The organism is Ruminococcus sp. 5_1_39BFAA, assembly GCF_964240875.1.
Classification (GTDB): Bacteria; Bacillota; Clostridia; order Lachnospirales; family Lachnospiraceae; genus Blautia_A.
Window position 1 is genome coordinate 340,906 of the sequence record NZ_CAXSVO010000001.1, and the last position, 23,157, is coordinate 364,062.

A 23,157-nucleotide genomic window follows, 5' to 3' on the forward strand; every position below is an offset into this window, starting at 1 on the left:
TCTTTGTACCTGTATCCAGGAAATTATGCCATGGCGTATCCATGATCATCATGTTTGCTGTTTCATTTGCAATCGTTACTGATGTTGTTCCTGCCGGTACCTTTGCGATTACTTTCTTCGGTGCAGAAGCATCACAATACTGCGCTTTGTCACTCTCATCTACGCCGCCATCTTCCAGTTCTACTGTTTCTCCATTTACTGATACTGTGAACGGGATTTCCGTTGTCGGTGCATCCGGAGTCTCTCCGCCTTCTCCGCTTTCTCCACCTTCTTTAAGGTAGATTGTCTTTGTGATGGTATCTTCTCCATATGTAACACTGAGTTCTAATGTCCACTCACCGCCTGAAAATGTCCAGCTCATAGTTGGTGTTTCCCAGTTAAGTTTATTTCCATTAGTATCCTGAAGGTTCCATTTCTGAGTTGTCTCAAGACCTGCCGGTACTGTTTCATAGCTGAATGTACATCTTTCACCTGTTACATACTTGTATGTAACACCATCTGCTTCTGCTGTAAGGGATTCCGGTACGATCAGATTTACATCTGTCAGTTTCGCTTCTTCCGCTTCTTCTACCTCAATATACAGATGATAGTATTCTCCTGCCTGAATACAGTATACTGCTCCGTCTTCTCCGACTTCTGCAGTATAGCTCTTTGTACCTGTATCCAGGAAATTATGCCATGGCGTATCCATGATCATCATGTTTGCTGTTTCATTTGCAATCGTTACTGATGTTGTTCCTGCCGGTACCTTTGCGATTACTTTTTTCGGTGCAGAAACATCACAATACTGCGTTTTGTCACTCTCATCTACGCCGCCATCTTCCAGTTCTACTGTCTCTCCATTTACAGATACTGTGAACGGGATTTCTGTTGTCGGTGCATCATTTCCACTTGCAAACAGTTCCATCGTATCAATTGTAACTTCTTCGATACTTGTAATCTCAATACTTTCTCCAAGTTCCGGACTCTCATCCTCAAACAGACTTAATTCATCTGCCGAGTTATCCAGAACCTGTTCCTCTGGTTCTACTACTTCCTCTACCACTTCTTCATCTGCAAATACCACTTCATCAGATGAAAATTCTTCGCCTGCCACGATTTCTGCTTCTTCCACTACATCCAAGATCTGCACATCTTCAAATGCCAGTACAGACATCGGTGCATTCAGCACCATCATGCATGTAAGCAGGATACACAAAAACCGATACAGCTTTTGTTTCGCTTTCATATTTTTTCCTCCTTTTAAATAGTTTTATAAATCTATACGCGCACAGTCCATTCAGCTTTTATTTGCTTATAATGTTTTTTTGCAAATAAAAAAGATAACGCTAACTTTCCTAAGTTTTCGTTATCTGATAGACATCCATGTACGCAGATTCATATCTAAAAAGAGGAAACCATCATGCCCCGGCTATTACGGGAACGTACGCACTTGCTTTGGAATTTCACCAATATCATAATGTTTTCAATTTCTCTGTCCCCAACAGTCAGCGAAAAATACTGTTGTTCCTGATGGGCCTGTACACAACCATAAAACAGAAAATATTTCTGTCTACAGTTCATATATAATTTTTTTATAATTAATTTCTCACTCCAATTCATCCTCCTCAGAGAACCTGCCATGCTGACAGGCGATAATCAAACACAGCAGTTTTCTCATCTGGTGTTTAGAGTGATTTTAAAGACTTACAATTTTAAAGTTCCATGATTTAACAAATAAAAAAATGTGCTTCGCACATCCCCGCGGTCTTCATTTTCGTATATGAAGCACATTTTTTTACCGCGCCGGGCACGGTTGCGCAGCAACATTTTCCATACGTGCCCGTGTGCATAATATTTTGTGTTAAAGGAAAATTCGGAGAACTTTCCTTTAACACAAAAAAGCCATGCCGGACAAAAAGGCATGACCAAATAATCGACCACTGTACCTCTTGAGTCCGAAGAGTAATGTACATCCATCATGAGAATAGATCTGACTCGATGTTTTCACATCACACAGTAGCGTTCCTGTGCAGGATTCTCACCTGCTTCCTATGCGTCATCCGCATAAAATTCTCACGACTTCATCTGTATGTATTGTAAGTCATCTTACAGTTAATGTCAAACCTTTTATTTCAAAACGTTTTTCACCGATCACCTGCAAAATCATCGGCAATAATAAAAACAGAGCATACACACCATAAAACACATAAGATATCGGGGTGATCCGGTTCATGATAATCTCCGGTCTGTATGTAATCATTGTCTGATCAAATAATACTGCTGCTGCACACACCATCAGGCAGGCAAACATAGCGATCACAAATCCTCTGTCTCTGTTGTCAAAGCGATAGATAGAAAATGCTGTTCTTCCTCTTAAGGAATATCCTCTGCACTTCATGGAAGCTGCACTTTCCACAAAGTCCTCCAGTGTCCATGTGATCAGGATGGAAAGAAATCCACAGGTATGCAGGATTTTCTGCAGGATATCCCCCTGCAGGCAGCCTTTTCCAATTCCTTTTCTGGAAAGCTCAATCCTTTTTGCTCTCTGCTTCACTCTTGGAACAAATCTGAGCAGGACAGATAAATACAGGGACAGTCTCGGTGAAATCCTGCCAAACAGATAGATGATCTTATCTGCAGATACGATAGTAAAGATACAGGTAAAAATCATGATCACAGTGACTGCTGTGATTCCTCTTACCATTCCTGTTATGATTGATTCCAGTGTGATCTGATTCCCGATCATATTGAGGCGAAGAACGGTAACACCAAAATGATTATAATAAGCATACCATCCGGTATACGCTGCTGCTAGCGGTATCAGGCACAGATTAAAGATCAGTGCTTTCTTCCCGTTCAGTTTTACGGAATAGAGAAACGCTGCCAGATAGGAAATCATCAGGAACATCGGATGCTGAAACTGTATCGCACAGATGATCGCTGCAGTAAAGTATATGAAATTGATCATCGGATGATAGCTGTCGAATCTCATACTTCTTCCTCTTCCATCATGCCATACTTCATACGGATACGGTTCAGTTTTTCCAGAACCGGTTTACCAAGTACAAGAACGGTAATAAATGTAGCTGCTGCATGAATGGCGTTTACCGGTAATCCGGACAGGTAGGTTGCCGCTGCAGCTTCTTTTGTGATCACTGCACTTACAGTAAACAGTGTGGACGTATCCAGTAACGGACCAACGATACATAATACTACGGCTCCACCGTAGATTGCTGCCGGTACTTTTTTCTCCTGTTTGAGAATCCCTGCCTTTGTAAGCAGTCCTGCCAGAAAACCGGCGATACCGTAGGCAAACATCTGCCACGGTGTCCATGGTCCCTGACCAAAAAGGAAGTTGCTGACAAAGCCGCTGACTGCTCCGGTCAGAAATCCGGCTTCTGCGCCAAATGCCATACCGGTGATAATGATAATACCCACCATCGGTTTGAAATGAGGTACCATCACAAATGCCGCACGGGAACCTACTGCGATTGCACACATAACAGCAAGTGTTACAATCTCACGTGCTTCTGGTTTGCGTTTTTCAAAACTCAGGAAAAACGGAATCATGGAAAAGATGATAAATAAAAGACTGAACAGATAATATCTCCGGTTTCCAAAATATCTGGATACGATCAGTAATAATGGAAACAGGACCGCGATCATTGAGATACTGATCCAGGTATGTTTTTTCCGATTCGCTGCTTTTACAGATTTTTCTGACATAATGTAATCACATCCTCATTCGTTATTGCATTGCTGAACACATGGCGGCTCATACGGTTGGCTGCTGTGGTATAAAAGCTGTTCTTTGAGAAAAATGCATTTGGGGTATTGGTTGTCACGATACCACCGTCAAAAAACATACTTACCAGATCTGCATATCTTGCACAGAACTCCACATCGTGGGATACCATGATGATCGTCACTCCGCGTTCTTTTAACTGCTCCATAATCTCAGCAAATTTTAATTTAAAGAAACTGTCGATTCCCTTAGTCGGCTCATCCAGAAGCAATATCTTCGGATGAGTCAGAAGAACTTTGGCAAGCGCTGCCCTCTGCTGTTCTCCTCCGGAAAGATCATAGGGATGGCTTTTCATCAGATGGGTGATATCACACAGGTCTGCAATCTCCCCGATTTCTTTCTGATGATCCTCTTTTTTACCGGATACCATCTCTTCCAGTTCTTCTCTCACGGTCTTTTTGGCGAACAGACTCTGTGGATCCTGCGGAAGCATGGCAAGTACACCGTTAAACAGTTCACCGGAACGGTACTTATCAATCTTCTTACCATTGATCAGTACCTTGCCGCGATACGGACGGCAGATATTTGAAATTGTTTTTAAAGTAGTGGACTTTCCGGTACCATTTCCTCCGACGATTGCATACAGGGTATTTTTCGGAACCTGCAGTGTGATGCCTTTGAGCACATCCGGACTGTCTTTCTCATACCGGAACCAGGCTTCTTTCACCAGCACTGCCGCATCTGTGACATTATCCGGATCTATCCTGCTTTCTTCTTTATCCACAGACGTATGCTCCGGCACATTCGTTTTGAACAATTCATCCAGCCACTCTGCACCTTCTCTTACGGTAAGCGGACATTTTCCTGTTACCGCAGTTATTTCCGGACTATTTTTCAGCCCTTCCTGTACTCCATAGTAGATCTGTACCGGTGTCGGCATCGCCACAAACATCTCATTATTTTCTTTCTGCAGATAATCACCGACCTTGCGCGGCTCATCTTCTGCAATGATCTTTCCATTCTCAATTACAACTACTTTATCCGAGCAGTAATAAATATCTTCCAGCCGATGTTCGGTAATGATGATTGTTGTCCGCAGTTCACGGTTAATCTTTTTTACCGTATTTAAAAAATCTGATGCTGCAATCGGGTCAAGCTGGCTGGTCGGTTCATCCAGAATGAGAACGCTTGGCTGCATTGCCATGATAGATGCCAGGTTCAGAAGCTGTTTCTGACCTCCGGACAGTTCATTTACATTTTTATGGAACCAACTCTGGATACCAAAATAGCTTGCCATTTCTGCCACACGAAGGCGGATCGTTTTCTGATCTACCCCAAGGCTCTCCAGACCAAAGGCCAGTTCATGCCATACTTTATCTGTCACAATCTGATTATCCGGATTCTGCATGACATAACCGATTTTTGAGGACTGGGTACGCAGATCCACATCTTTTAATAGTTTTCCTTCAAACAGGATTTCTCCTGTCAGTTTTCCGTGCGGAGCCAGCACACTTTTCAGGTGCTTTAAAAGTGTGGTCTTTCCACTTCCGCTCCTGCCGCACACAGTTACATACTGCCCCTGTTCAATGGTTAAGTTTATTCCCGCCAGAGCTGCTTTCTTTTTGTCTGTCGGATAATAGAAACTCATATCTTTGATCTCAAACTGCGCCATCTCAGTTCCTCCCAAATATTTACTGCTGACGGTATCGCCAGAAATGCTGTATAAGCCAAAAGCCCTGTCGCAAGATAAGGATCCTCGAATCCTTTAATCTGAAATTCCGGAACATAAGTAACATCTGCTGCTCCTCTTGTACAGCAAAACACCACCATACCAAGAAACAATATCATAAGTGCCATCATCCATTTATCTCTGCCTTCAAACCGATACAAAGAAAAGGACGTTCTTTTTCCGCACCCATATCCACGGCTTCGCATGCTGTCTGCTGTAACGACACCGCCCTCCAGTGCCCAGGACATCAAAGAGGATAACAATACCATTCCAAGCTCTGTTCTTTCTTTTGCGGTACCTGTATCTGCCCCTTTTCCAATGCATCGTCTGGCGCCGTTCATCTGGATCACTTTATCTTTATAAGAGGGAACCAGACGAAGTACCATCGTCAGGATCAGCGTAACCGATGGCGCCATTCTTCCAAACAGATACAGAAACTTGTCACTGGTCATCACTGCATTATAAGATGCAAACCAACTAAGTATGGATACCATTACCGCAGCCAGCGCCATTCCGTAAAACAATGCTTCCATTGTGTACGGTCTTCTAAAATATGTAAACAGAACATGTTCTCCCAGTGTGTTGAATAATGGATTGAGTACGGATAACACCACCAGAAGTGACACCATCCCGCCTGCAAACGGCAGTCCTGCTTTTCCTCTTACAATCAGGTAGTAAACCATTGACAGTATCACGGAACACAGAAGAAAATACGGATGTATCAGAAACATTCCTGATATGATCGCGCCGATGAAAAATGTAAAATTGATCACTGGATGATATGCTGCAAATCTGTCTTTCACTGTTCTGCCCCCACATCTGCTCCGAATCCTTTACAGGTGTACTGCCACACGATCTGATCTCCATCCTGTAACTCATAGCCGGAGCTTCCGTAATTCGGAAACTGGTTGTTTACCTTATACATCCATCCGGACTCATTGCCGCAGTCAAACTCATACAGGTGATTGATACCTTCAATGTAATAACTGTCGTATACTGCCGTCCAGGAATATTCGATCTGAATGTCCATACTTTCACAGATCCGTTTCAGCACATCAAACGCTGTCTCACCTGTTTCAAATCCTACGATGGTTTCTGCAAGGATCACACCATCTTCCGGTACGTATGCTTCTTTTCCTGCATCCAGAAGATCCATGTTGTCAAGGATAGTATTGCAGAGAATGGTAACGGTACATTCCTTTTCTGCAGTCTGGTGTCCGTTCAGCTTTTCCTCTGCCACTGCATGTTTTTCTTTCGTACGTTCTTCCTGTAGTTTCTGAAGTTCCGCACTTGTAAAACAAAGCTGTTCTGCACTTATACAGTTCTGTAACCGGCCAAGAAGGAAATCACTCAGAACATCTGACTGCAACTCTTCCGACTGACAGACAGTATCCTTCTCAACCATCAGAATGCTTCCTGCATCTACTGTTTTTTCTGTACCATCTGCCAGATGAATCTCTGCCTTCCCAGCGTATACATAGATATTGCTTTTTTCTTCCTGTACATCCACAGAGAAAACACATCCTGTCAGCTCTGCTTTCATTTCTCCTAGACATACTTGAAATGTGCCTTCATATGCCACTGTATCTGCAAAGAGTTCGCCTCTCTTTAATTCCAGCATCATAGACTCTGTACTGCATTCTGTGAGAACGATTTCTGTATTTTCATTCAACACAAGACTGCCCTTCTCTTTGATCAGCAATTCCGCCTGTGCTCCTTCTCTGGTTGCAATTGCATCGCCTTTTTGAAGTGCAGCATCGGAATCCAGCATATATCCGATTCCTTTTCGCTCCATATCGGCAACACCTTTTATCGCTTTGCTGGTCAGAATAGTCTCTTTCGAACCGCCAAACCATCCCTGAATCTTTCCCGCTGTAAACACACCTGCCGCTGCCAGAACAATGAGTATCAGTATCATAATCCCATTGAACAGTCGCTTTTTTGCCTTTGTCTCCATTTCATTCTCCTGTTGTTTTAAGAATGCTCTGATAAAAATTAACGCAAAAAAAAGGTAATGTAATCCCCTGGAAGAAATTACATTACCTGACAGGCGTTCTCGTGCGAAACCACCTCGTCTTATACCAAAAACCCCAGCTCGCCGACTATACGGCTGCGCACACACCTGTGCAGAAATCACATCTGCTCGCTGAAGCTTTCCCACATATGAATAACACATAAAATCACAATATTATCTATATGAGTATACTCCGCCAAAAACTTTTTGTCAAATAATATTGCCTTTTTCAGTAATTTCATGTATGATTAAGGAAATTTTAATATTATTTTATACAACTATCGGTTTTAAGTTCCAAGACTGTGGGGTATCCCACTGTTGCGGCTTAGAGGGAATCCGGTGTGAATCCGGAACAGTCGTGCTGCTGTAAACGTGCAGTTATACCTCATATCCATTGTGGTCGTCCATGAGAAGGGAGATATAACGTTACTGCGTGAGTCAGAATACCTGCTTAAAGCTACTACCATATACTACACGTAATAGGAAAATGGGAGGTGGTTTTCTTTTGATGTGCGAATCGCTCCGTGTATGTATAGAGGTCACAATTACATCTCTACCGGAGTTTTCCTGTATTTATTCGATAGTTTAACCACCTGATGGTCATGTGTATACCCATCTTTTATCCTTTACAGGAAAACAATAAAACAGTTTTCGTAAAGGAGTTTTTTATGTTATCCCCGTCAGTGTGTCCCCCCCATTTAAAATGTGATATTCTAACCCATAAAGATGTTGCCAAATATGTAGCCAAACATACCATACTGCCGGATTCCGTCTCAAAAATTCCGTCTCAGTTATTTTATAAAAATCACACAATTTATACGATTGATTTTCCAAAGAATCTGGAAGCGATTGGAACCAGGGCATTTTATAAATCTACCTATCTGAGAGAAATAAACCTTCCTGCCAGCGTAACAGAGATTGGTGTGTACGCTTTTGCTGAATGTCCGGCACTTTCCAGTGTAACTATGCCGGTTATGCTCCGTGATCTGAAAGACGAAGTATTTAACAGTGACCGTCGTTTAAAAAAGGTTATATTTCCGGAAAATTGCCAGACAGAAACCATCGGATCCGGTGCTTTCTTTGAATGTGATTCTCTGAAAGAACTGAATCTTCCGGACAGTCTTCTTGAAATCAGAAGTCGTGCATTTTATCGCTGCAAAGAACTAAGGGAGATACATTTTCCACCAAATTTAAAGAGTATCGGTAATTCTGCATTCTATTTCTGCGGTCTCGAAGATCTGCAATTGCCTGATTCTCTGGAATATTTGGGGGAAAGCGCATTTTTCAAATGCAAATATCTGGTTCATGTAGAACTTCCGACATCTGTCAAACATATCGGCAAATGGTGTTTTCACGGCTGCCACAGAATGAAGACGCTTACCATACGTCATGATCCTGAGTTTATCGGGGAATGGATCATTAACCGTGCTGCTGCTATTCGTTGTTATAAAGGTTCTGTAGTAGATAAATATTGTCAGGATAATGAATTAACCGTTGAATATCTTGAAGACTAAATGCTATTCATAATTAAATAATTGAAAAAATATCGGTTTTAAGTTCTGTTGTATCCATACGATCCGTTCATACAACAGCCAAGAGGAAATACAGGTGAAAATCCTGAGCTATTGTGTTGCTGTAAGTGTATGTTTTACACAAGCCAGCCATCTGCTTAAAGCGAAAAAAGACCCGTTTCTTTTTATACAAAGGAGTTTTTATGGCTGTAACAACACAAATTTTCACCAATAGACTTACCATCTCGCCCGATAATGTCTCCCGTTATGTTCAGCGTGATATACAGCTTCCTTCTGATCTTGCGGTCATTGAAGCAGAAGCATTTTCAAATAAACGGAAAATAAACAGCGTTTCTTTCCCGGATTCTTTACGTGTAATCGAAGAGAAAGCTTTTTTCAACTGTACCAGTCTGAAAGAAGCACATCTTCCAAAAAGAGTAGTAAAACTTGGTATTGGAGCATTTGCAAGATGCCTCACACTTGAAAAGGCTACTCTCCCATCTGTTGTGACTATTATTCCGGATGGTCTCTTTGCTTATAACGGCATGCTGCATAATATCACTATTCCATCCGACAGTAAACTGAAGATAATTCGACCCGGAGCGTTTATAAACTGCAATGCGCTCTCTTCTCTGGTTTTACCGGACAGCGTACAGAGAATCCACAGCAGAGCCTTTTATCGATGCAAAAATCTGGAAAACTTTCCTTTTCCAAAGAATCTGAAATACATCGGTGAGGAAGCATTTTATTTCTGCGGTTTTCCGGAACTTCATCTTCCGGACTCTCTGGTATATATTGGAAAAGCAGCATTTTTCAAATGCACAAAATTGATCTCTGTCGTTCTGCCAACCTCAGTAAAGCATATCGGAAGCCAGGCATTTCATGGATGCAATCGCCTGAAATATCTGGAAATCAGACACAATCCGGAATTTGTAGGAAAAGAAATTATCAATCGCCAGACTACGATCCGATGCTACAAAGGTTCTGTTATGGATAAATATTGTCAGGAAAATGAACTGAATGTAGAATATCTGGAAGGAGAACCTGAATTTTCTATCTGGAAATAATCGCAAGTACGGACGCGCAAATAATCCTTGTTCCTGCTATAGTAAATACAGGAGGCAAAGAATATGACTTATCTGGAAAGTATTGAAAAAAGTAAGAATTATATTCTGGAACATCTTACAGAACCGATTACTGCTGAAGAACTGGCATCAGAATCAGGCTATTCCCTGTATCACTTCTGTCATGTTTTTTCCAATGTTACCGGTTATTCTGTAGGAGCTTATATCAGAAATCTTCGTCTTACCATGGCGGCTGAAGATCTTTTGTATGGACAAAGCGTTATGGATGTTTCCTGCAAATATGCGTTTGATACTCAATCCGGATTTGCCAAAGCATTTCGCAGACAATACGGAATGTCTCCTACCGAATATAAAAAATGGAGGATTATGATGAAACCGGAAATCAAAAAAATGGATGCTTTTACAGCAGCATGTTACTGCCTTGCCAAACCGGAAGGTGAATTTGACTTTATAAGCAACACTGCTTACTGGCTTGGAAAGGACTTTTCTTCTGTAAGTCTGGAAGATTACCAGAAGCTGACTTATGACGGATATTCTGAGATTGGAGCATGGCTTCATCCAGACAGTACAACCGGAGAACTCTGCTACTATTTCGGACCTATCGTAAAAAACACTGACTATGTACCGGAAGGTATGTCTCTTATTCATATCCCGGAAGCGGAATATGCTGTATTTACTGTTCCGCAGGCAAAAGATGTGAATGAATTACATGCTAACATTCAGAAAACATGGAAATACATTTATACAGAATGGCTTGATAACAGCGAATGGAAATATGATGAAAGCAAATTCAATTTTGAGCGTTATCTGGGAGAAAATACATATATCTATATGCCGGTATGTAAATAGTCCTGTTTTATCCATGTGAAATAGAATTTGTAAAACTGCTGTAGCCATAATTAGTTACAGCAGTTTCTGCATCATTTTGACTTTCATTGAATTATTCCTTGAATATCTCTAACATCTTTTTCTTAATGATGGAATTTATCCTATAGTTCTCCAAATGTTCGAAATCCAATCGCAGTAAATCTTCATCCGAAAGTTCCAATATCACAGCACTCCCTTCCTTTTGTTTTTTCCTGAAATATTCCAGATCTTTTTCCGTTAATAATTGTATTTCTTTCATGCAAACCCTATTCTCCTTTTTACATCATTGCCCGCATTAATACAGTCACACGATTTCCTTCACAAAAAATCGTGTCTCTGTCACTATTCTCTACAGCATAAAATTCCCCATCTAAACAATAGCCACTCAGCCAGTGCTTATGTAATACGCTGCTGCCTGATTTTACAGCCTCCACTTCTTTGAAAAACACCGGAAGAGCTTCCCGCTCCTCTGCCACATATCCATGATAAGAATCCGGCAGGTACAAATATTTCTCGTTCAGCTCCTGCAGTTCTTCACCGATCTCTGATTCTGCAAATATACCTTTATACAATTCTACCTGCATTCGGTAGGATTCTTCTCTTGTTTTCGCGCCTTTACCATCCAAGAAAAATGCCAAACGTCCAGTCTCATACAGGTCTTCCCTTTCCCGGTGGTGACAATATGCACCCATACTGCAGGACTCTTTGAAAACATCCTTTTCCAGCATCCGGTATTTCTCATCAATCACCGGGTCAAATCCACGCACCAGAACCACACATTTCTGATTGTCCAGCTTCCGTACCTCATCCGGTGCCATCATATCACGGCCAAGCACATCACAATTGCTGCTGCTCGAGCCATGGCTGCCTTTTGTTTCGCCAGTGGATTTCTTATCAATTGTAACCTTTCCAAGCATTTCCGACACATATTTAAACGTGCTCTGCTCATTGCCGCCAAGGAAAACGAAGCTGTCACAATTGCCCGGAATTGTTTCCCATGTATCTTTAAATAATGCCTTTATTTGAGCCAGATTCTGGATGATGATATTGCAGGAAATATCACGGCTGCGCATGGTAGAAAGCAGTTCGCAGAAGCTGTCCGGCAATGCGACATTTGAAAATTCGTCCATCCATAAAGACACCGGGACAGGCAGCCTGCCTCCGTATTTGTGGTCTGCTATATAGTATAATTCCTGAAAAATTTGTGTGTAGAGAAGCCCTACGACAAAATTATAGGACTTATCATTATCCGGGATCACACAGAATAAAGCAGTCTTTCGTTCCGGATTCTCATATACTCCTTCCCCCAGAAAAGGAATCTGTATTTCATCCTTATCAAGAATCCGCAGGATATTTGGGTTCTGCAGATAACTGAGCCGTGAGTTGGCGGTAATGATAATGGACCGGATCGTATCTGCAGCACCGCTTTTTACCTTTTTGTAGGTAATCAGTGCCGGATGGTTTTCTGGAAGCCGAAACATCAGCCGGTCCAGCTCTGACGGCTCTTTTGGATTATCCTGTACCTGCGCCTTATTCAGAAGTTCCAATAAACCACGGAAATTTGCCGCCTTTCCCTGTTTCGGATACTCATACCAGACATAATACATCAGAGCCTGCAGAAGCATTCCCTCCGACCGGTCCCAAAAAGGATCTCCCTTGGTTACATCTTTTGGAGTTGTATTTGCCATCAGGTTATTGATCAGCTTAATGATATCTTCATCTTTTCGTATGTATTCAAATGGATTATAGCAATCCGAAGATTCCATATCCACGAGGTTCAGCACCACGATCCGGTATCCATGCGCTTCCAGATAGTTTCCAGTATCCCGCAACAGCTCCCCTTTTGGATCGCAGAAAATGTAAGACTGTGTGCCGCAGTTATAAGCATTTGGTTTTACCATGCGCAAACTCTTTCCTGATCCGCTTCCGCCAATAACAATGGTATTATTATTGATACCGGTCAGTCTCGTATCAAAACTGATCCGCAGATGCTCGGAAAGAATCTTATTATTGGCAGGATCTTTATCCTGCAGCTTCCGGTTCAGTTCTGCTGGCTGCGCAACCCTCGCTGTACCATATTCTTTTCCGGGCATAAAATTCCGGATGGAACTGATGTGTGAAAGGTAAGCGATCCCCCAGATCACTCCTCCTGCCACGCATCCCTGCGCAGTCTGCTCTGTAAAGTGAAATGGCAGTGGATGGGTAAGGAAGTATTTCAGACAGTCTGACAATGTTTCAATGGTAACTGCCTGCCAGTTTCCATTTCCAAGACAATATCCAATATATAAACTGACAGGAAGCATCATCAGAAAAAAGCCATGGTTAGGTTTTCTTTTCTGCAGCATCCCATCACCTGCCCCATTTCTGTGATTCTTTTAAAACTGCGGTTTTATCATGCAGGCCATGTTCCTTCTGCTCTTTTTCTTTGCGTACCTGCAGTTCGTTCCTATTCAGAGGATTCGCCGGTTTTGCTCTGTTCATAGAAAGTACCACATCCCTTCCTCTTTGCAGACGGCCGTCTCCATTTTGCAAATTAAATACCATATACTCCCTTGCATCGAATACCGCATACTCCGCAGGGATCAGCTTCCCGGTAACTGCGTTTTTCCGCTCCGGCACAATATCCTGCTTTGGGATGATGTCCGCATGGATCCCATCCGGCATCAGATACATGCCCCAGCTGGAATGCTCTTTCAGCGGCTTCCCTTTGATCCAGCTCACATGTCTGCCAAAATCAATCTCTGCATCATGCTTTTTGACCGCATCCCATACCTCCGGAACCTTCAGTACATCTCCCAGCGAAAGCAGCTCTTCACGCTCCCGTTTCTTTTCCGGGAGCGCCGTAAGTGCGGACATGGTCAGTTCTGCCAGTTCCTCTGTGGGTTTGCCTGCCTCCGTCAATCCGGTCTTTGCGTAATCCTCCGGACTGATCGGACCTACTTTGATATGACCGTATTTTCCTACTTTATGATCCAGCAGAAAGGCTTTCATTTTTGCCATATCTGCCGGCGGGATGACATATTGGGTCCTGCCATCCCCACCGCACAGATCAGGAAGCCTTGCAAATAAAATCCCGTGGGCTTTCATTTCCGCTTCAATGCCCCGGAGTATCTTTGGTTCTTCACTTCCCATATTGATAAAAACAAAATCCCCGCCGCAGATTCTCCTGAACCGGTTAAGCGATACCTTACCCTTCCATTTTGCGAGATAGATAGTGTTAAGAACTTTCAGAACCAGAGCTGCGCTTTTTACTGTGATATTCCCAAGCAGGTATGCTCCTTTTCCTGTTACGATCAGAAGCTGGGTTGCATCGCTTACTTCACTCATCTGCGTTCCCTCCCATCTTTGCAAGCTTCTCTTTCCTGTACCGTATGATGATAGGCTTCTTCTATTTTGACTTTCAGCAGATCATATACCCGCTCTGTATTCATCTGGATCAGGCTCTGGAACTTTCCATCATTCAGATTATACGGCAGCTTGATCCGGATTCCTTCTCTATCCCGATGTATCTGAATCCCCCGTATCTCCACTGCGTTCTCATATAGTACATTTGCATATCCAGCCAATGTATCTTTGCTGTAAAGCGTTATATGTACATCAAATTCCGGCTCTGCATTCAGATCACACATAAGGTTTTTACGGATTCCTTCGTATACTTTTTCTTCTATCTTTTCCCGGATGGCGGCATTTCTAAGAAATATCACGCCGTTCCATCCCTCTTTTCCTTTTCTTCTGGGCATGGAGATCATCCAGTTCTCTTTTCCCTGCGCCCTTTCTTCCTCACTGGACCGGTCCAGCACCTTTACGTCCTGGATCGTGATAATCTCATCCAGCGTGATACTGCCGATCGCCACCAATCCATTTTTATTGATGATCCTCATATCTGATTCAATCTTCATGGCAACGCCCCCTCAATACTGTTTTCCTGAATCTTTCTTCTCTTTTCAGCAAAAGAACCTGCCATGCTGTACATGACAGGTTCTGCAAATTATAGTCCCCATGCAGGCGAATTTGAGACTGGCAATACTGCAGGCTCTTCTATGGCATATACTTCTAAAGTCCTGTTTCTCTCTAATGTACCGCCGATGACAAGTTGCCTGGAAACCGGGTCATACTCGTGGGCAAGATCGGACAAAACCTCATCTGCCTCCACATAGTTTTCATTGATTTCTTTGATCATCTCATTCGCCCCTTCCAGGGTTATCAAATGCTTCGGTATGAGCATAAACTCATGCACGGAACTGGGTGCGATATAATACTGCTCTATCGGTATCCCATTTTTTTCGAATACATCCGGATAAAAAGCAATGGCTGCCCCGTGACAGTTCTGTTTATTTGTCGCAACCAGCATGCCATTATCCGGATACAGCACAATCTTTCCGTCACCGGTCACTTCCCGCATCATGGCATTTAATCCCATGATCTCCACTGGCATAGCATGCATACTGTTGTTCACTGCTATTTCATGCAGCTGATCCAGCGTGATACCATAGCTTTTCATAAGCCTGTCATCAAGCAGACAGCTCATTTCCAGTTCACCATCTCTGCCGAAGTATATTCTGTAGGTTGCCGCTATATCACCCATGACTTTATGCGGCACACCATTCAGCATTTCACGGTTCAGCGTATACCCGACCGCCCAGATCATGATGCGGTCTTTTACCAAATTGAAATCATCCAGGATACTGAACACCTCTTCTGTAATCTCTGATTTCATGTTCTCCAGTTTTAGCTGACGCTCGGCTATTACAGGCAGGATCTCATCCAATGGGATTCCTTTTTGGTAAATTTCGTAATACAACTCCATATACTGTACCGGACTGCTCCCTGATCCGGGTTGTTTCAGAGAAAAAGACCGCAGTTTTCCCACATTATTTTTTACCACATCTTCCATTCTTACCCTGTACTCCCTATAGTCTTCCGGAAGATACTCATGGATATGCTCTTTTACATACATACAAAACGCATCAAAATTCATTCTTATTTCCCTTCTTTCTCTTTGCTTTCTTTCATCTGCTTTGCTTTGTCCAGATATGCTCCGTATCTTTTTTTCTGGTTTTCTCTGGTCTGTTTCAAAGACTCACATTTCAATAACTGCATACGCTCCCTCCTCTCCTGCTTTCTTATGAAAAAAGCCATGGCAGATCAGATCTGTCACAGCTTTTATCTCTGTTTCCTATTCGTTTTTCTTGTATCTACAATTCTGTCTTCCGGTTTTTTCAGAATTTCCTTTTCCTGTCCTCTGCTCTGACAGAACTGCTCCCACCGAAGCTTCACATCCAGTTCTCTTGCAATGATCCGGTTGAATGTTTCATTCGCCTTTTCCATATAATCAATCATTTCGATACACGCTGCCTGCAGTGCATCAATCTTTGCATTTGCCATGCCTATCATCCTATGCCTCCTCTCTGCTCCAGATAGAACTGTTCCAAAAGTTCCATGCTTTTTATAGGTAACTTAGGATTACACAGCTGCCGCAGCTCCGGAAGGGATAATTCTGACTGAACTGCCTGTATGATAAATTCCAGCTGTTCTTTAGAGTAGTCGGAATCAGAGATCACGGTAAGAATGAGCCGGTTCTTCTCTTCCTTTTCCCTGCGTCTGCGCTGCTGCTCTTTTCTGCTGCGCAGCTGCGAAAAATAACTTTCCTTTGGCGCATCGGTATGTACCCCGTCCTGCTCCAGACGTTCTTTCAATTCTGTACATTTATCTAACAGCCTGTTTTTTTCCGCCTCCCACTGGTCCGCTTCGTTCTGTCTCTGCTTTGTGGCATCATCCAGTTTTTCTTTAAGTTCCACTTTCTCTTTCTCGGAATTTCTGAACTTTTCTTCCAGTGAACCGTATTCCAGTTCCATCTTTAGCCGCTCACTGCTGGCCCGCTCTTCGCACAGTTCTCTCTCTTTTGCAAGCAGTTCTTCAAAGTGCTGCTTTGACCGCTCCCGTTCCTTTTCCAGAAATTCACACTGCAGCTCAAACCGCTCTTTCATCCATTTCTGCTCCTGCAAAAGCTCCTCCAGCTTCGGAAGTCCTGCAAGGCGCATCTGAACCACGTGCCCGGCCAGAAGTTCTTTCGCCTGCTCCAGCGTGTGTTCTTTTTTATAAAAATGCTCCGTGGTAAAGTTCTCACCAAAAAGCATTGCCGTCATCCGGACAAAATCCAAATCACGAGAAGAAATATTTTCATCCCATTTAAAAAAGCTGTCTATGAACGTATCTGACATCCCATACTGGAGCATCAGATACAGCTGCTCTCTTTTATGGCAGTATTTTTCTTCCTTTAAGTAAGGATACCGCTCTGTGCTGCTCCTGTATTTTCCTTCCAGATCATCCATATCTTTTTCCCAGACGATCTTTGTCGATCTGTTCTTCTTTGTCTCCATCCTGTTTTATCTGCCTCCTTCCATCTTTAGATTCTCTTTGCTTTTTATCCGTCTCCTGCTCTGGTGTTTCCAGACCGCATTCCTGCTGGAAGTCCCTCTGGGCCTAACCGCTATAGAATAATTCTTTCGTTTTTTCAATCAGGGCCAGCTCCTTTTTACAGTCCCTTAACACTTTGCGAAGCTGTGTCAGTTCTGTTTTTCCGGTATCCTGATCTGCATTTTTTCTGCGAAGAGCGCTCTGCTGCACTGTTACGTTCAGCCGCAGGGCATCCGCTTCCTGCTGCACTTTTTTCTGCCTTTCAAGCAGCATCTGTTCATCCCCAATATCATAGGTGATCAGATAGTTCAGTGCATCTGCCAGATTCTGCACCTCAAGAATATCTGCTTTATATTTCCATGCCTGCCGGTATCTTCCCGGCTTGCGGATATAGTAGGTATTGTTCCATCTCTGGAAAAACTGCCTCTGCATGGCGTTCATCTTCCAGCCTGGGCAGCGCTGCACTTTCGCATAAATGATCTGCCGGATTTCCTCACGGTTCCCATAGGTCTTGTACCGCTTCTGAATCTCCGGTTCCAAAGCTTTATTCTGTATCCTCCGGATGATCTCTTCTTTTGTATAACCCGGTCCCAGCCTTCCGGTCCGGATCGCCCGTTTTCTTCCGTATGGCTTCAAAGAAAGGTATTTGCCATTTCGGATCACGTACTGCTGCTCGGACAGATACTGCAGAACTTCTTCCATGGAAACGCTATACCGAATTGCTTCATCTATGTCATCCCGTATGATATCGTTCCAGTCATAGTAGACTTTCTTTGGCTCCCAGTATTTTTTCCAGTTTCCATAATGCATCCCGGTGCGTTCTTTTTCCTGATATTCCAAAGTCGGCAGATGGTATTTCCGGCAAAGCCGGTCTGTGATCGGCTGGATCCGCTTCTGCCAGTCTCCTTTTGGGGAATGGAATTTATAACCATCCGTTTTTGCTACGGAATCAAACGTGATATGGACATGCATATGGGGCTTATCGTTATGTACCGCAAAAGCATAATAATACTGGTCTCCCAGCAGCGCCTCGCAGAACTCTTTTGCAACCTGATAGGCCAGGTCTTCTTTTATCCCGCAATCCGGTGGAAAACAGAGCATGTAATGGTATGCCTGGGTCTTATCTGTTTTCTGCCAGTATTCTTTATTCCGCAGCATCGTCCGGTAAATCTCTTCCGGGCTGATCCCGGCATTGCCGCCTACGTAGATGCCACCCTGCGTCTTTTCCGGATTGCAGATATAAAAAAGATTCTTCTTTAAATGAGCTGCCGGACTTTTCCCGGAAGTCTCCTTAATCCTCCGGAGCTTTGTCACCGCCATAGTCCAGCACCTCCTGCAGCCTGTCCAGTGTCTCCTGATACTTCCGGTCAATCAGGGTTAGATATTCGACCAGCTTCTGATAATCTGCCTGCGTGATAAAACGCTTGGAATTGCAGGACCGGACGATCTGGTTGATATTGGTTCCGATCTTCAGATCATAATATTTCAGTTCCTGAAGAAGATTTTTTATATCCGGCGGCATGCGGATCTTCTGTTTCTCCCGCAAGCGGTAACGCATGTAAGTGGATTCTGTCATATCCATTTGCCTTGCACACTTTTCTATCCATGCAGCTTCTTCTGCAGTACACCGGAATTCTTTTTTGCAGGTCAGCCTTGCCATCCTTTTCCCCCTCTCCCTAATTTTTTATTATTTGTACCGTTGATTTTCCTGTCCATTTTTTCTTTTTGTCCTCCTGCCAGCAAAGCTGTCACAGACAGCATTTTGCCATCACAGGTCTGCTCTGCCAGCAAAAAAAACTGGTTTTACCGGGGTCTTAGGGGGATATCCCCTAACTGCGTGCATTTGTCATACAAATGCGTATCTTGCCATTTTTCAAACGAAAAAATGTTTTCCCGCCGCCAGAATGCCAGCATTCTGCCAGCTTTGACAGCATTTTGCCGTCTTTGCCGTCAAACCGCTGTCATCATTACTTCAAGGGCTGATGAAACGCAGCGCATCTGCTTCAGGGGCAGAAGCACCACAAGACAACGGATAACCAAGCAGATCATCCCCATTCACATGCCCCTTATTCCGCAAGCATCCCTGAATCTTTCAAAATATTTTCCCGTTCCCTCTGCAGCTGCTGCATTCGGGCATGATATTCTTCCAGAGTAATATGTCCTTCCATATGCTCAAACAGAAGCTCCAGTTCCTCACAAAGCCTTACCGTTTCTTCCTGTTCCATCAAGCTGTGCCTCCTTTCCAAGATTGGCTGCCTCCTGCTCCGGTTCATCGATCTGCTGTATCTTCGGCTCCAGATACTGCTTCACAACCGGACAGGAATCCAGGATCAGTTCCGCCGCTGCCTTCGCCGCTTCCACAGCAAAGTAAAGTTCCTTTGGTCTTACAGATTTTACATGCGCATGCCAGTGCTGCAGGTATGCCAGATTGTTCCGGAATGCATCTTCATTTTCCAGTCCAAGGCTGGCGCAAAGAAGTGATGCCGTGATCTCTGCCACCAGCTCTTCCTGCGCATATTCCAGCTGACCCCGGTACAGTTCCCCTCTGGTGCTATGCCCCAGTTCGTGGAACGCAGTGGAATAATATTCATAAACATTTTTATACTGCCGCCGATCCGGCAGCACTACCCGACTGCCCTGATTGTAGGCCTGTCCAGTTCCATATAGTTCACTGACTTCCACGCCATGTGCCTGACTGTATGCGGCGATCAAAAGGTCTGCCATCTCCATATTTTTTGTTTTGACATGCTCATAATCAACGGGAACAAAATGACTTTTAATTCCTTCCACATCTGAGATGTGGTATTCTCTGGTGTATTTCAGCTGAAACCGTTCGATCACCGGATTGCCAGTTTCATCCAGTACCTTCTTTCCGTTCTCATCCTTTTTGAATACTGGAAACCGTTGGAACACGATCTCCTGCTTTGCTCCTTTTTTGATTTTTGCATCCGGATGGCTGCAAATCTGCTGGAAAGTTAAATACTCCCCCGCTTCCAGAAACAGCAGATTGATCGGGGAAGAAAATGGTTTGGATGGGTAATTATAGCTGCAGGGATACGGTGCTCCTTTCCATGGTTTTACCCATGTGAACTGCTCACCGCTTTGCATGGCTTCTTCCAGTTTCAAAAGAAGTTTGGCCTGCATGATGTCATAGATACTTTTTTTCGTTATCTGAATCACCTCCTGTACGAAGGAAGGCAGCCTGATCGGCTGCCCTCTAGTTCATTCTTTTATTTTTTTGTATTAAAATGGCACGGTTGCCCGTGCCACATTGTCTTCTTTATATAAGTACATCATCTAACTTCAATTCATAACAGTATTCAAAGGTAATTCAACACTAAAATTTCACACCTGTTTATTTTCCTGAATCTCCGCCTCCCAATACTTTTTTAATTCCTGGTGTGTATCAAATAATTTGTATCTTGGATATCCAGAATCATTTTTATTACTATAAGTCAAATGAATCACCACAAACTGCCCATATTCCGTGCAAAACAAAACCTTGTCATTTGATTCATGTTTTGCAAGGCAGAACAGCTTCATCCCATACAAAGGATGATCCTGTCCTATCTCACTATATACTTCATCTACAAGTGCATCCTTTTCTCTGTCTGCTCTATTCCAGCAAAACGCTTCGCCATATTTATTTTTCAGTTCACAAAAACAATTTTCAATTATCATAAATTCACCATCACATTTATACTCTGCAGATGATTATATCATGAAATCAATTGACAAATTCCTTCATTTTGTAGTTTTTACCAGATTCTACTCATGGTTCTCTACGTTTTCATTTACAATGTACAAACATTATTTTATGTTGAAACTATGAGATATGCAAAGCCTTCCTGATATCATCCTCAAAATTTTTCGCACTTTGGCACTTATCTCTAACAGCTCCCCAGTTATTTATTAATTGAAGTACAAACTTACTATATACCGATACATTTTTCTTTTTTCCCGGTACTCTTATCTCATGATATTCTTTCTTTTTTGCAATAATGGTATTCCAAGGCTCTTCGATAGTTTCCACATCTTCAAATTCTTCGTATGCGGCTACAATCCACGCATCCGTACTATCACACGGGATCACTATAAGAATGTTTTCTTGTTCTTCTTCCAATCCAAGCCACTTCAGTATCATTGCATGTAAATGCCCGACATATCCATCTGGCGATGGCGTATGACTTTCACAAGGCAAAACAACAGGACATTCCTTTTTCCCTATCTTATCGCATTCCAGTGGATGTACCTCTGCTTTATTGTCACATTTGTTATGTTCGCATAAACAATGCACTTCTTTTTCCTTTCGTGATACATCCGCATCCATTTGTATCACAAGCATGTCCATCTTTGGAATAATATCACAAAACATCTGCTCCAATATGCCTGATGTATCCTCACACCATTTCCAGACACCTTTCCACCCATTCCCGAATTTCCCTTCCAAATTCGGTTCGGGCTGTAGTCTGATATAGGTATTTTCTTCCCCGGAAATATGATCGATCACTTCCTTTATCACAAGATAATCCGTTGGTCCTTCTCCGACTATACCGATCACTTTTTTCATAACAGGTCCGGAACACCTCCTAAACGTCCATTGATCCACAAACGTGATAAGGGCTGTCCTGATTTCAATAATTCTTCTGAAACTTGAATTCGGTTCAGCTCAGCATGCCCCGCCTTGTTTCTTCCAACTGTGAATAATCTAATCTGCTCATTGCTAATATCAAGCCCATCCAAAACCAGCGGATTATGGGTTGTCAAAAATACTGTTTTACCAGAATCCAACATTAACTGACTGAACACTTCCATTACTTTCTTGGCAAGCCGAGGATTCAAAGCATGATCAAAACTGTCTATAGCAAACATTTTAGGAGTATCCGGGTGCATTGCCAGACAAAGCATAAATAAAACATATAAAGCGCCTTCGCTGGCATCATATCCTGTAAAAGATGCACTTCCCTTCAAATATTTATCACTGAATTCAATGATTTGTCTGGATGATGGTACTCCAGGATTCAGATTTGATTTTTTCGGAACTGTTATCCTAAAATCAGATGCCCAATCTATCAAATCTAATATCTCTTCCATGTAAAGAGACCCTAACATTTCATCTCCGTCAATTGTTTTAATAATATCTTCCAGCGCATCTGCAAGCCGTCCGCCATTAAGCCCCAACGGCGTAATTTGCGTTGTATCAGCAATGGTTCCCCTGAGAGTAAGCGTATCTGGTTGGTATATTCCATATTTTTCAATATACTCTCCCATTTTTCTGCAACCATGATTATTCAGGGTTTCTGCAAGCATAAAATACCCAATACTATTGTTTAATTGCACTGACGATCTGTTGCTTCTTCCCCAGACAGAAGCACCATCTTCACATATATTTTCCGAATGATATTTCCATGAATCATAGTCTGTATCTTTGGGCGTAGTTAAATGAACAGAATACTCGTATTCTTTCATATCAGATTCCCATTTGATATCTAAGTCAACGGTAGACCTTTCTCTTTCAATAGTCTTAAATTTAGATTTATATAATTGTGATGCACTCAAGCGAACACCTTTTCTCTGAAGACTGTTGTTATTGACCCTGTCTGTCATTGCCGCACTTAGAATACCGATTGCTTCCAAAACAGTAGACTTACCAGAACCATTCGCTCCAATAAATACATTAACCTTTCCCGGTTCTATTGTTACATCATATAACGCTTTAAAGTTCCTGATACCGATTTCCTTTATTACCATAGTATCCTCCGAACAAAAATTTTAGTAATTTTATTATAGCATTGTTACAAAAAATA

General features: G+C 42.7%; 23 protein-coding genes and 2 riboswitches. Of the genes, 3 read left to right on the plus strand and 20 right to left on the minus strand.

Annotated features, from left to right (window positions below):
* The 6 genes from ACESZH_RS01510 to ACESZH_RS01535 all read right to left on the minus strand — a co-directional run.
* A partial coding sequence (locus ACESZH_RS01510) for a hypothetical protein (RefSeq protein ID WP_373219842.1) occupies nt 1-1,228 on the minus strand: 1,228 nt, incomplete at its 3' end.
* Between the two features lie 855 nt (nt 1,229-2,083).
* The gene (locus tag ACESZH_RS01515) at nt 2,084-2,974 is read right to left on the minus strand and encodes an energy-coupling factor transporter transmembrane component T (RefSeq protein WP_373216169.1); all 891 of its coding nucleotides are present in this window, start codon (nt 2,972-2,974) and stop codon (nt 2,084-2,086) included.
* Nucleotides 2,971-3,708, minus strand: a complete 738-nt coding sequence (locus ACESZH_RS01520) for an ECF transporter S component (RefSeq protein WP_373216171.1) — start codon at nt 3,706-3,708, stop codon at nt 2,971-2,973. The genes ACESZH_RS01515 and ACESZH_RS01520 overlap by 4 nt, the downstream gene beginning before the upstream one ends.
* Entirely contained in the window at nt 3,690-5,399 is a 1,710-nt protein-coding gene (locus tag ACESZH_RS01525) for an ABC transporter ATP-binding protein (protein WP_373216173.1), read from the minus strand. The genes ACESZH_RS01520 and ACESZH_RS01525 overlap by 19 nt, the downstream gene beginning before the upstream one ends.
* On the minus strand, nt 5,372-6,259 hold the full coding sequence (locus ACESZH_RS01530; RefSeq protein ID WP_373216175.1) for an energy-coupling factor transporter transmembrane protein EcfT: 888 nt from the start codon (nt 6,257-6,259) through the stop codon (nt 5,372-5,374). The genes ACESZH_RS01525 and ACESZH_RS01530 overlap by 28 nt, the downstream gene beginning before the upstream one ends.
* Nucleotides 6,256-7,413, minus strand: coding sequence for a DUF4430 domain-containing protein (locus ACESZH_RS01535; protein WP_373216177.1), 1,158 nt, complete (start codon nt 7,411-7,413; stop codon nt 6,256-6,258). The genes ACESZH_RS01530 and ACESZH_RS01535 overlap by 4 nt, the downstream gene beginning before the upstream one ends.
* Nucleotides 7,414-7,742: 329 nt before the next feature.
* A riboswitch (cobalamin riboswitch) is annotated at nt 7,743-7,940 on the plus strand.
* Between the two features lie 198 nt (nt 7,941-8,138).
* Here ACESZH_RS01535 and ACESZH_RS01540 point away from each other — a divergent pair.
* From ACESZH_RS01540 to ACESZH_RS01550, 3 genes are all read left to right on the plus strand, one after another.
* Nucleotides 8,139-8,984, plus strand: a complete 846-nt coding sequence (locus tag ACESZH_RS01540; RefSeq protein ID WP_373216179.1) for a leucine-rich repeat domain-containing protein — start codon at nt 8,139-8,141, stop codon at nt 8,982-8,984.
* A 23-nt stretch (nt 8,985-9,007) separates the two neighbouring features.
* Nucleotides 9,008-9,158: riboswitch (cobalamin riboswitch) on the plus strand.
* 26 nt (nt 9,159-9,184) lie between these two features.
* Nucleotides 9,185-10,048 (plus strand): leucine-rich repeat domain-containing protein, encoded by an 864-nt coding sequence (locus ACESZH_RS01545; protein WP_373216181.1) that lies wholly within the window; start codon nt 9,185-9,187, stop codon nt 10,046-10,048.
* 63 nt (nt 10,049-10,111) lie between these two features.
* Nucleotides 10,112-10,915, plus strand: coding sequence for a helix-turn-helix domain-containing protein (locus ACESZH_RS01550; protein WP_373216183.1), 804 nt, complete (start codon nt 10,112-10,114; stop codon nt 10,913-10,915).
* Between the two features lie 91 nt (nt 10,916-11,006).
* On the opposite strand, the gene ACESZH_RS01555 is transcribed toward ACESZH_RS01550, so the two are convergent.
* The 14 genes from ACESZH_RS01555 to ACESZH_RS01620 all read right to left on the minus strand — a co-directional run bounded on the left by ACESZH_RS01555 (nt 11,007) and on the right by ACESZH_RS01620 (nt 23,101).
* Nucleotides 11,007-11,192: a hypothetical protein gene (locus tag ACESZH_RS01555; RefSeq protein ID WP_373216184.1), complete on the minus strand. Its 186-nt coding sequence runs from the start codon at nt 11,190-11,192 to the stop codon at nt 11,007-11,009.
* A 19-nt stretch (nt 11,193-11,211) separates the two neighbouring features.
* Nucleotides 11,212-13,278, minus strand: coding sequence for a VirD4-like conjugal transfer protein, CD1115 family (locus ACESZH_RS01560; protein WP_373216186.1), 2,067 nt, complete (start codon nt 13,276-13,278; stop codon nt 11,212-11,214).
* A gap of 4 nt (nt 13,279-13,282) precedes the next feature.
* A complete protein-coding gene (locus ACESZH_RS01565) occupies nt 13,283-14,260 on the minus strand; it encodes a hypothetical protein (RefSeq protein ID WP_373216188.1) in 978 nt (325 codons plus the stop codon).
* Nucleotides 14,257-14,832, minus strand: a complete 576-nt coding sequence (locus tag ACESZH_RS01570; protein WP_373216190.1) for a hypothetical protein — start codon at nt 14,830-14,832, stop codon at nt 14,257-14,259. The genes ACESZH_RS01565 and ACESZH_RS01570 overlap by 4 nt, the downstream gene beginning before the upstream one ends.
* Before the next feature lie 89 nt (nt 14,833-14,921).
* Complete coding sequence (locus tag ACESZH_RS01575; protein WP_373216191.1) at nt 14,922-15,911, minus strand: DUF5688 family protein; 990 nt, start codon at nt 15,909-15,911, stop codon at nt 14,922-14,924.
* A gap of 185 nt (nt 15,912-16,096) precedes the next feature.
* The gene (locus ACESZH_RS01580) at nt 16,097-16,327 is read right to left on the minus strand and encodes a hypothetical protein (protein ID WP_373216193.1); all 231 of its coding nucleotides are present in this window, start codon (nt 16,325-16,327) and stop codon (nt 16,097-16,099) included.
* Nucleotides 16,324-17,313 (minus strand): hypothetical protein, encoded by a 990-nt coding sequence (locus ACESZH_RS01585; protein ID WP_373216195.1) that lies wholly within the window; start codon nt 17,311-17,313, stop codon nt 16,324-16,326. The genes ACESZH_RS01580 and ACESZH_RS01585 overlap by 4 nt, the downstream gene beginning before the upstream one ends.
* Nucleotides 17,314-17,416: 103 nt before the next feature.
* Nucleotides 17,417-18,670 carry a relaxase/mobilization nuclease domain-containing protein gene (locus ACESZH_RS01590; RefSeq protein ID WP_373216197.1) on the minus strand — a complete coding sequence of 418 codons (1,254 nt, stop codon included), beginning with the start codon at nt 18,668-18,670 and terminating at the stop codon, nt 17,417-17,419.
* Nucleotides 18,642-19,010, minus strand: a complete 369-nt coding sequence (mobC, locus tag ACESZH_RS01595) for a plasmid mobilization relaxosome protein MobC (protein WP_373216199.1) — start codon at nt 19,008-19,010, stop codon at nt 18,642-18,644. Before mobC ends, ACESZH_RS01590 begins: the two co-directional genes overlap by 29 nt.
* Before the next feature lie 406 nt (nt 19,011-19,416).
* Complete coding sequence (locus ACESZH_RS01600; RefSeq protein WP_373216201.1) at nt 19,417-19,575, minus strand: hypothetical protein; 159 nt, start codon at nt 19,573-19,575, stop codon at nt 19,417-19,419.
* On the minus strand, nt 19,544-20,476 hold the full coding sequence (locus tag ACESZH_RS01605) for a zincin-like metallopeptidase domain-containing protein (protein ID WP_373216203.1): 933 nt from the start codon (nt 20,474-20,476) through the stop codon (nt 19,544-19,546). The genes ACESZH_RS01600 and ACESZH_RS01605 overlap by 32 nt, the downstream gene beginning before the upstream one ends.
* 219 nt (nt 20,477-20,695) lie before the next feature.
* Nucleotides 20,696-21,031 carry a hypothetical protein gene (locus ACESZH_RS01610; RefSeq protein WP_373216204.1) on the minus strand — a complete coding sequence of 112 codons (336 nt, stop codon included), beginning with the start codon at nt 21,029-21,031 and terminating at the stop codon, nt 20,696-20,698.
* A 145-nt stretch (nt 21,032-21,176) separates the two neighbouring features.
* Complete coding sequence (locus ACESZH_RS01615; protein ID WP_373216205.1) at nt 21,177-21,920, minus strand: hypothetical protein; 744 nt, start codon at nt 21,918-21,920, stop codon at nt 21,177-21,179.
* Complete coding sequence (locus tag ACESZH_RS01620; RefSeq protein WP_373216207.1) at nt 21,917-23,101, minus strand: AAA family ATPase; 1,185 nt, start codon at nt 23,099-23,101, stop codon at nt 21,917-21,919. The genes ACESZH_RS01615 and ACESZH_RS01620 overlap by 4 nt, the downstream gene beginning before the upstream one ends.
* Nucleotides 23,102-23,157: the final 56 nt, after the last annotated feature.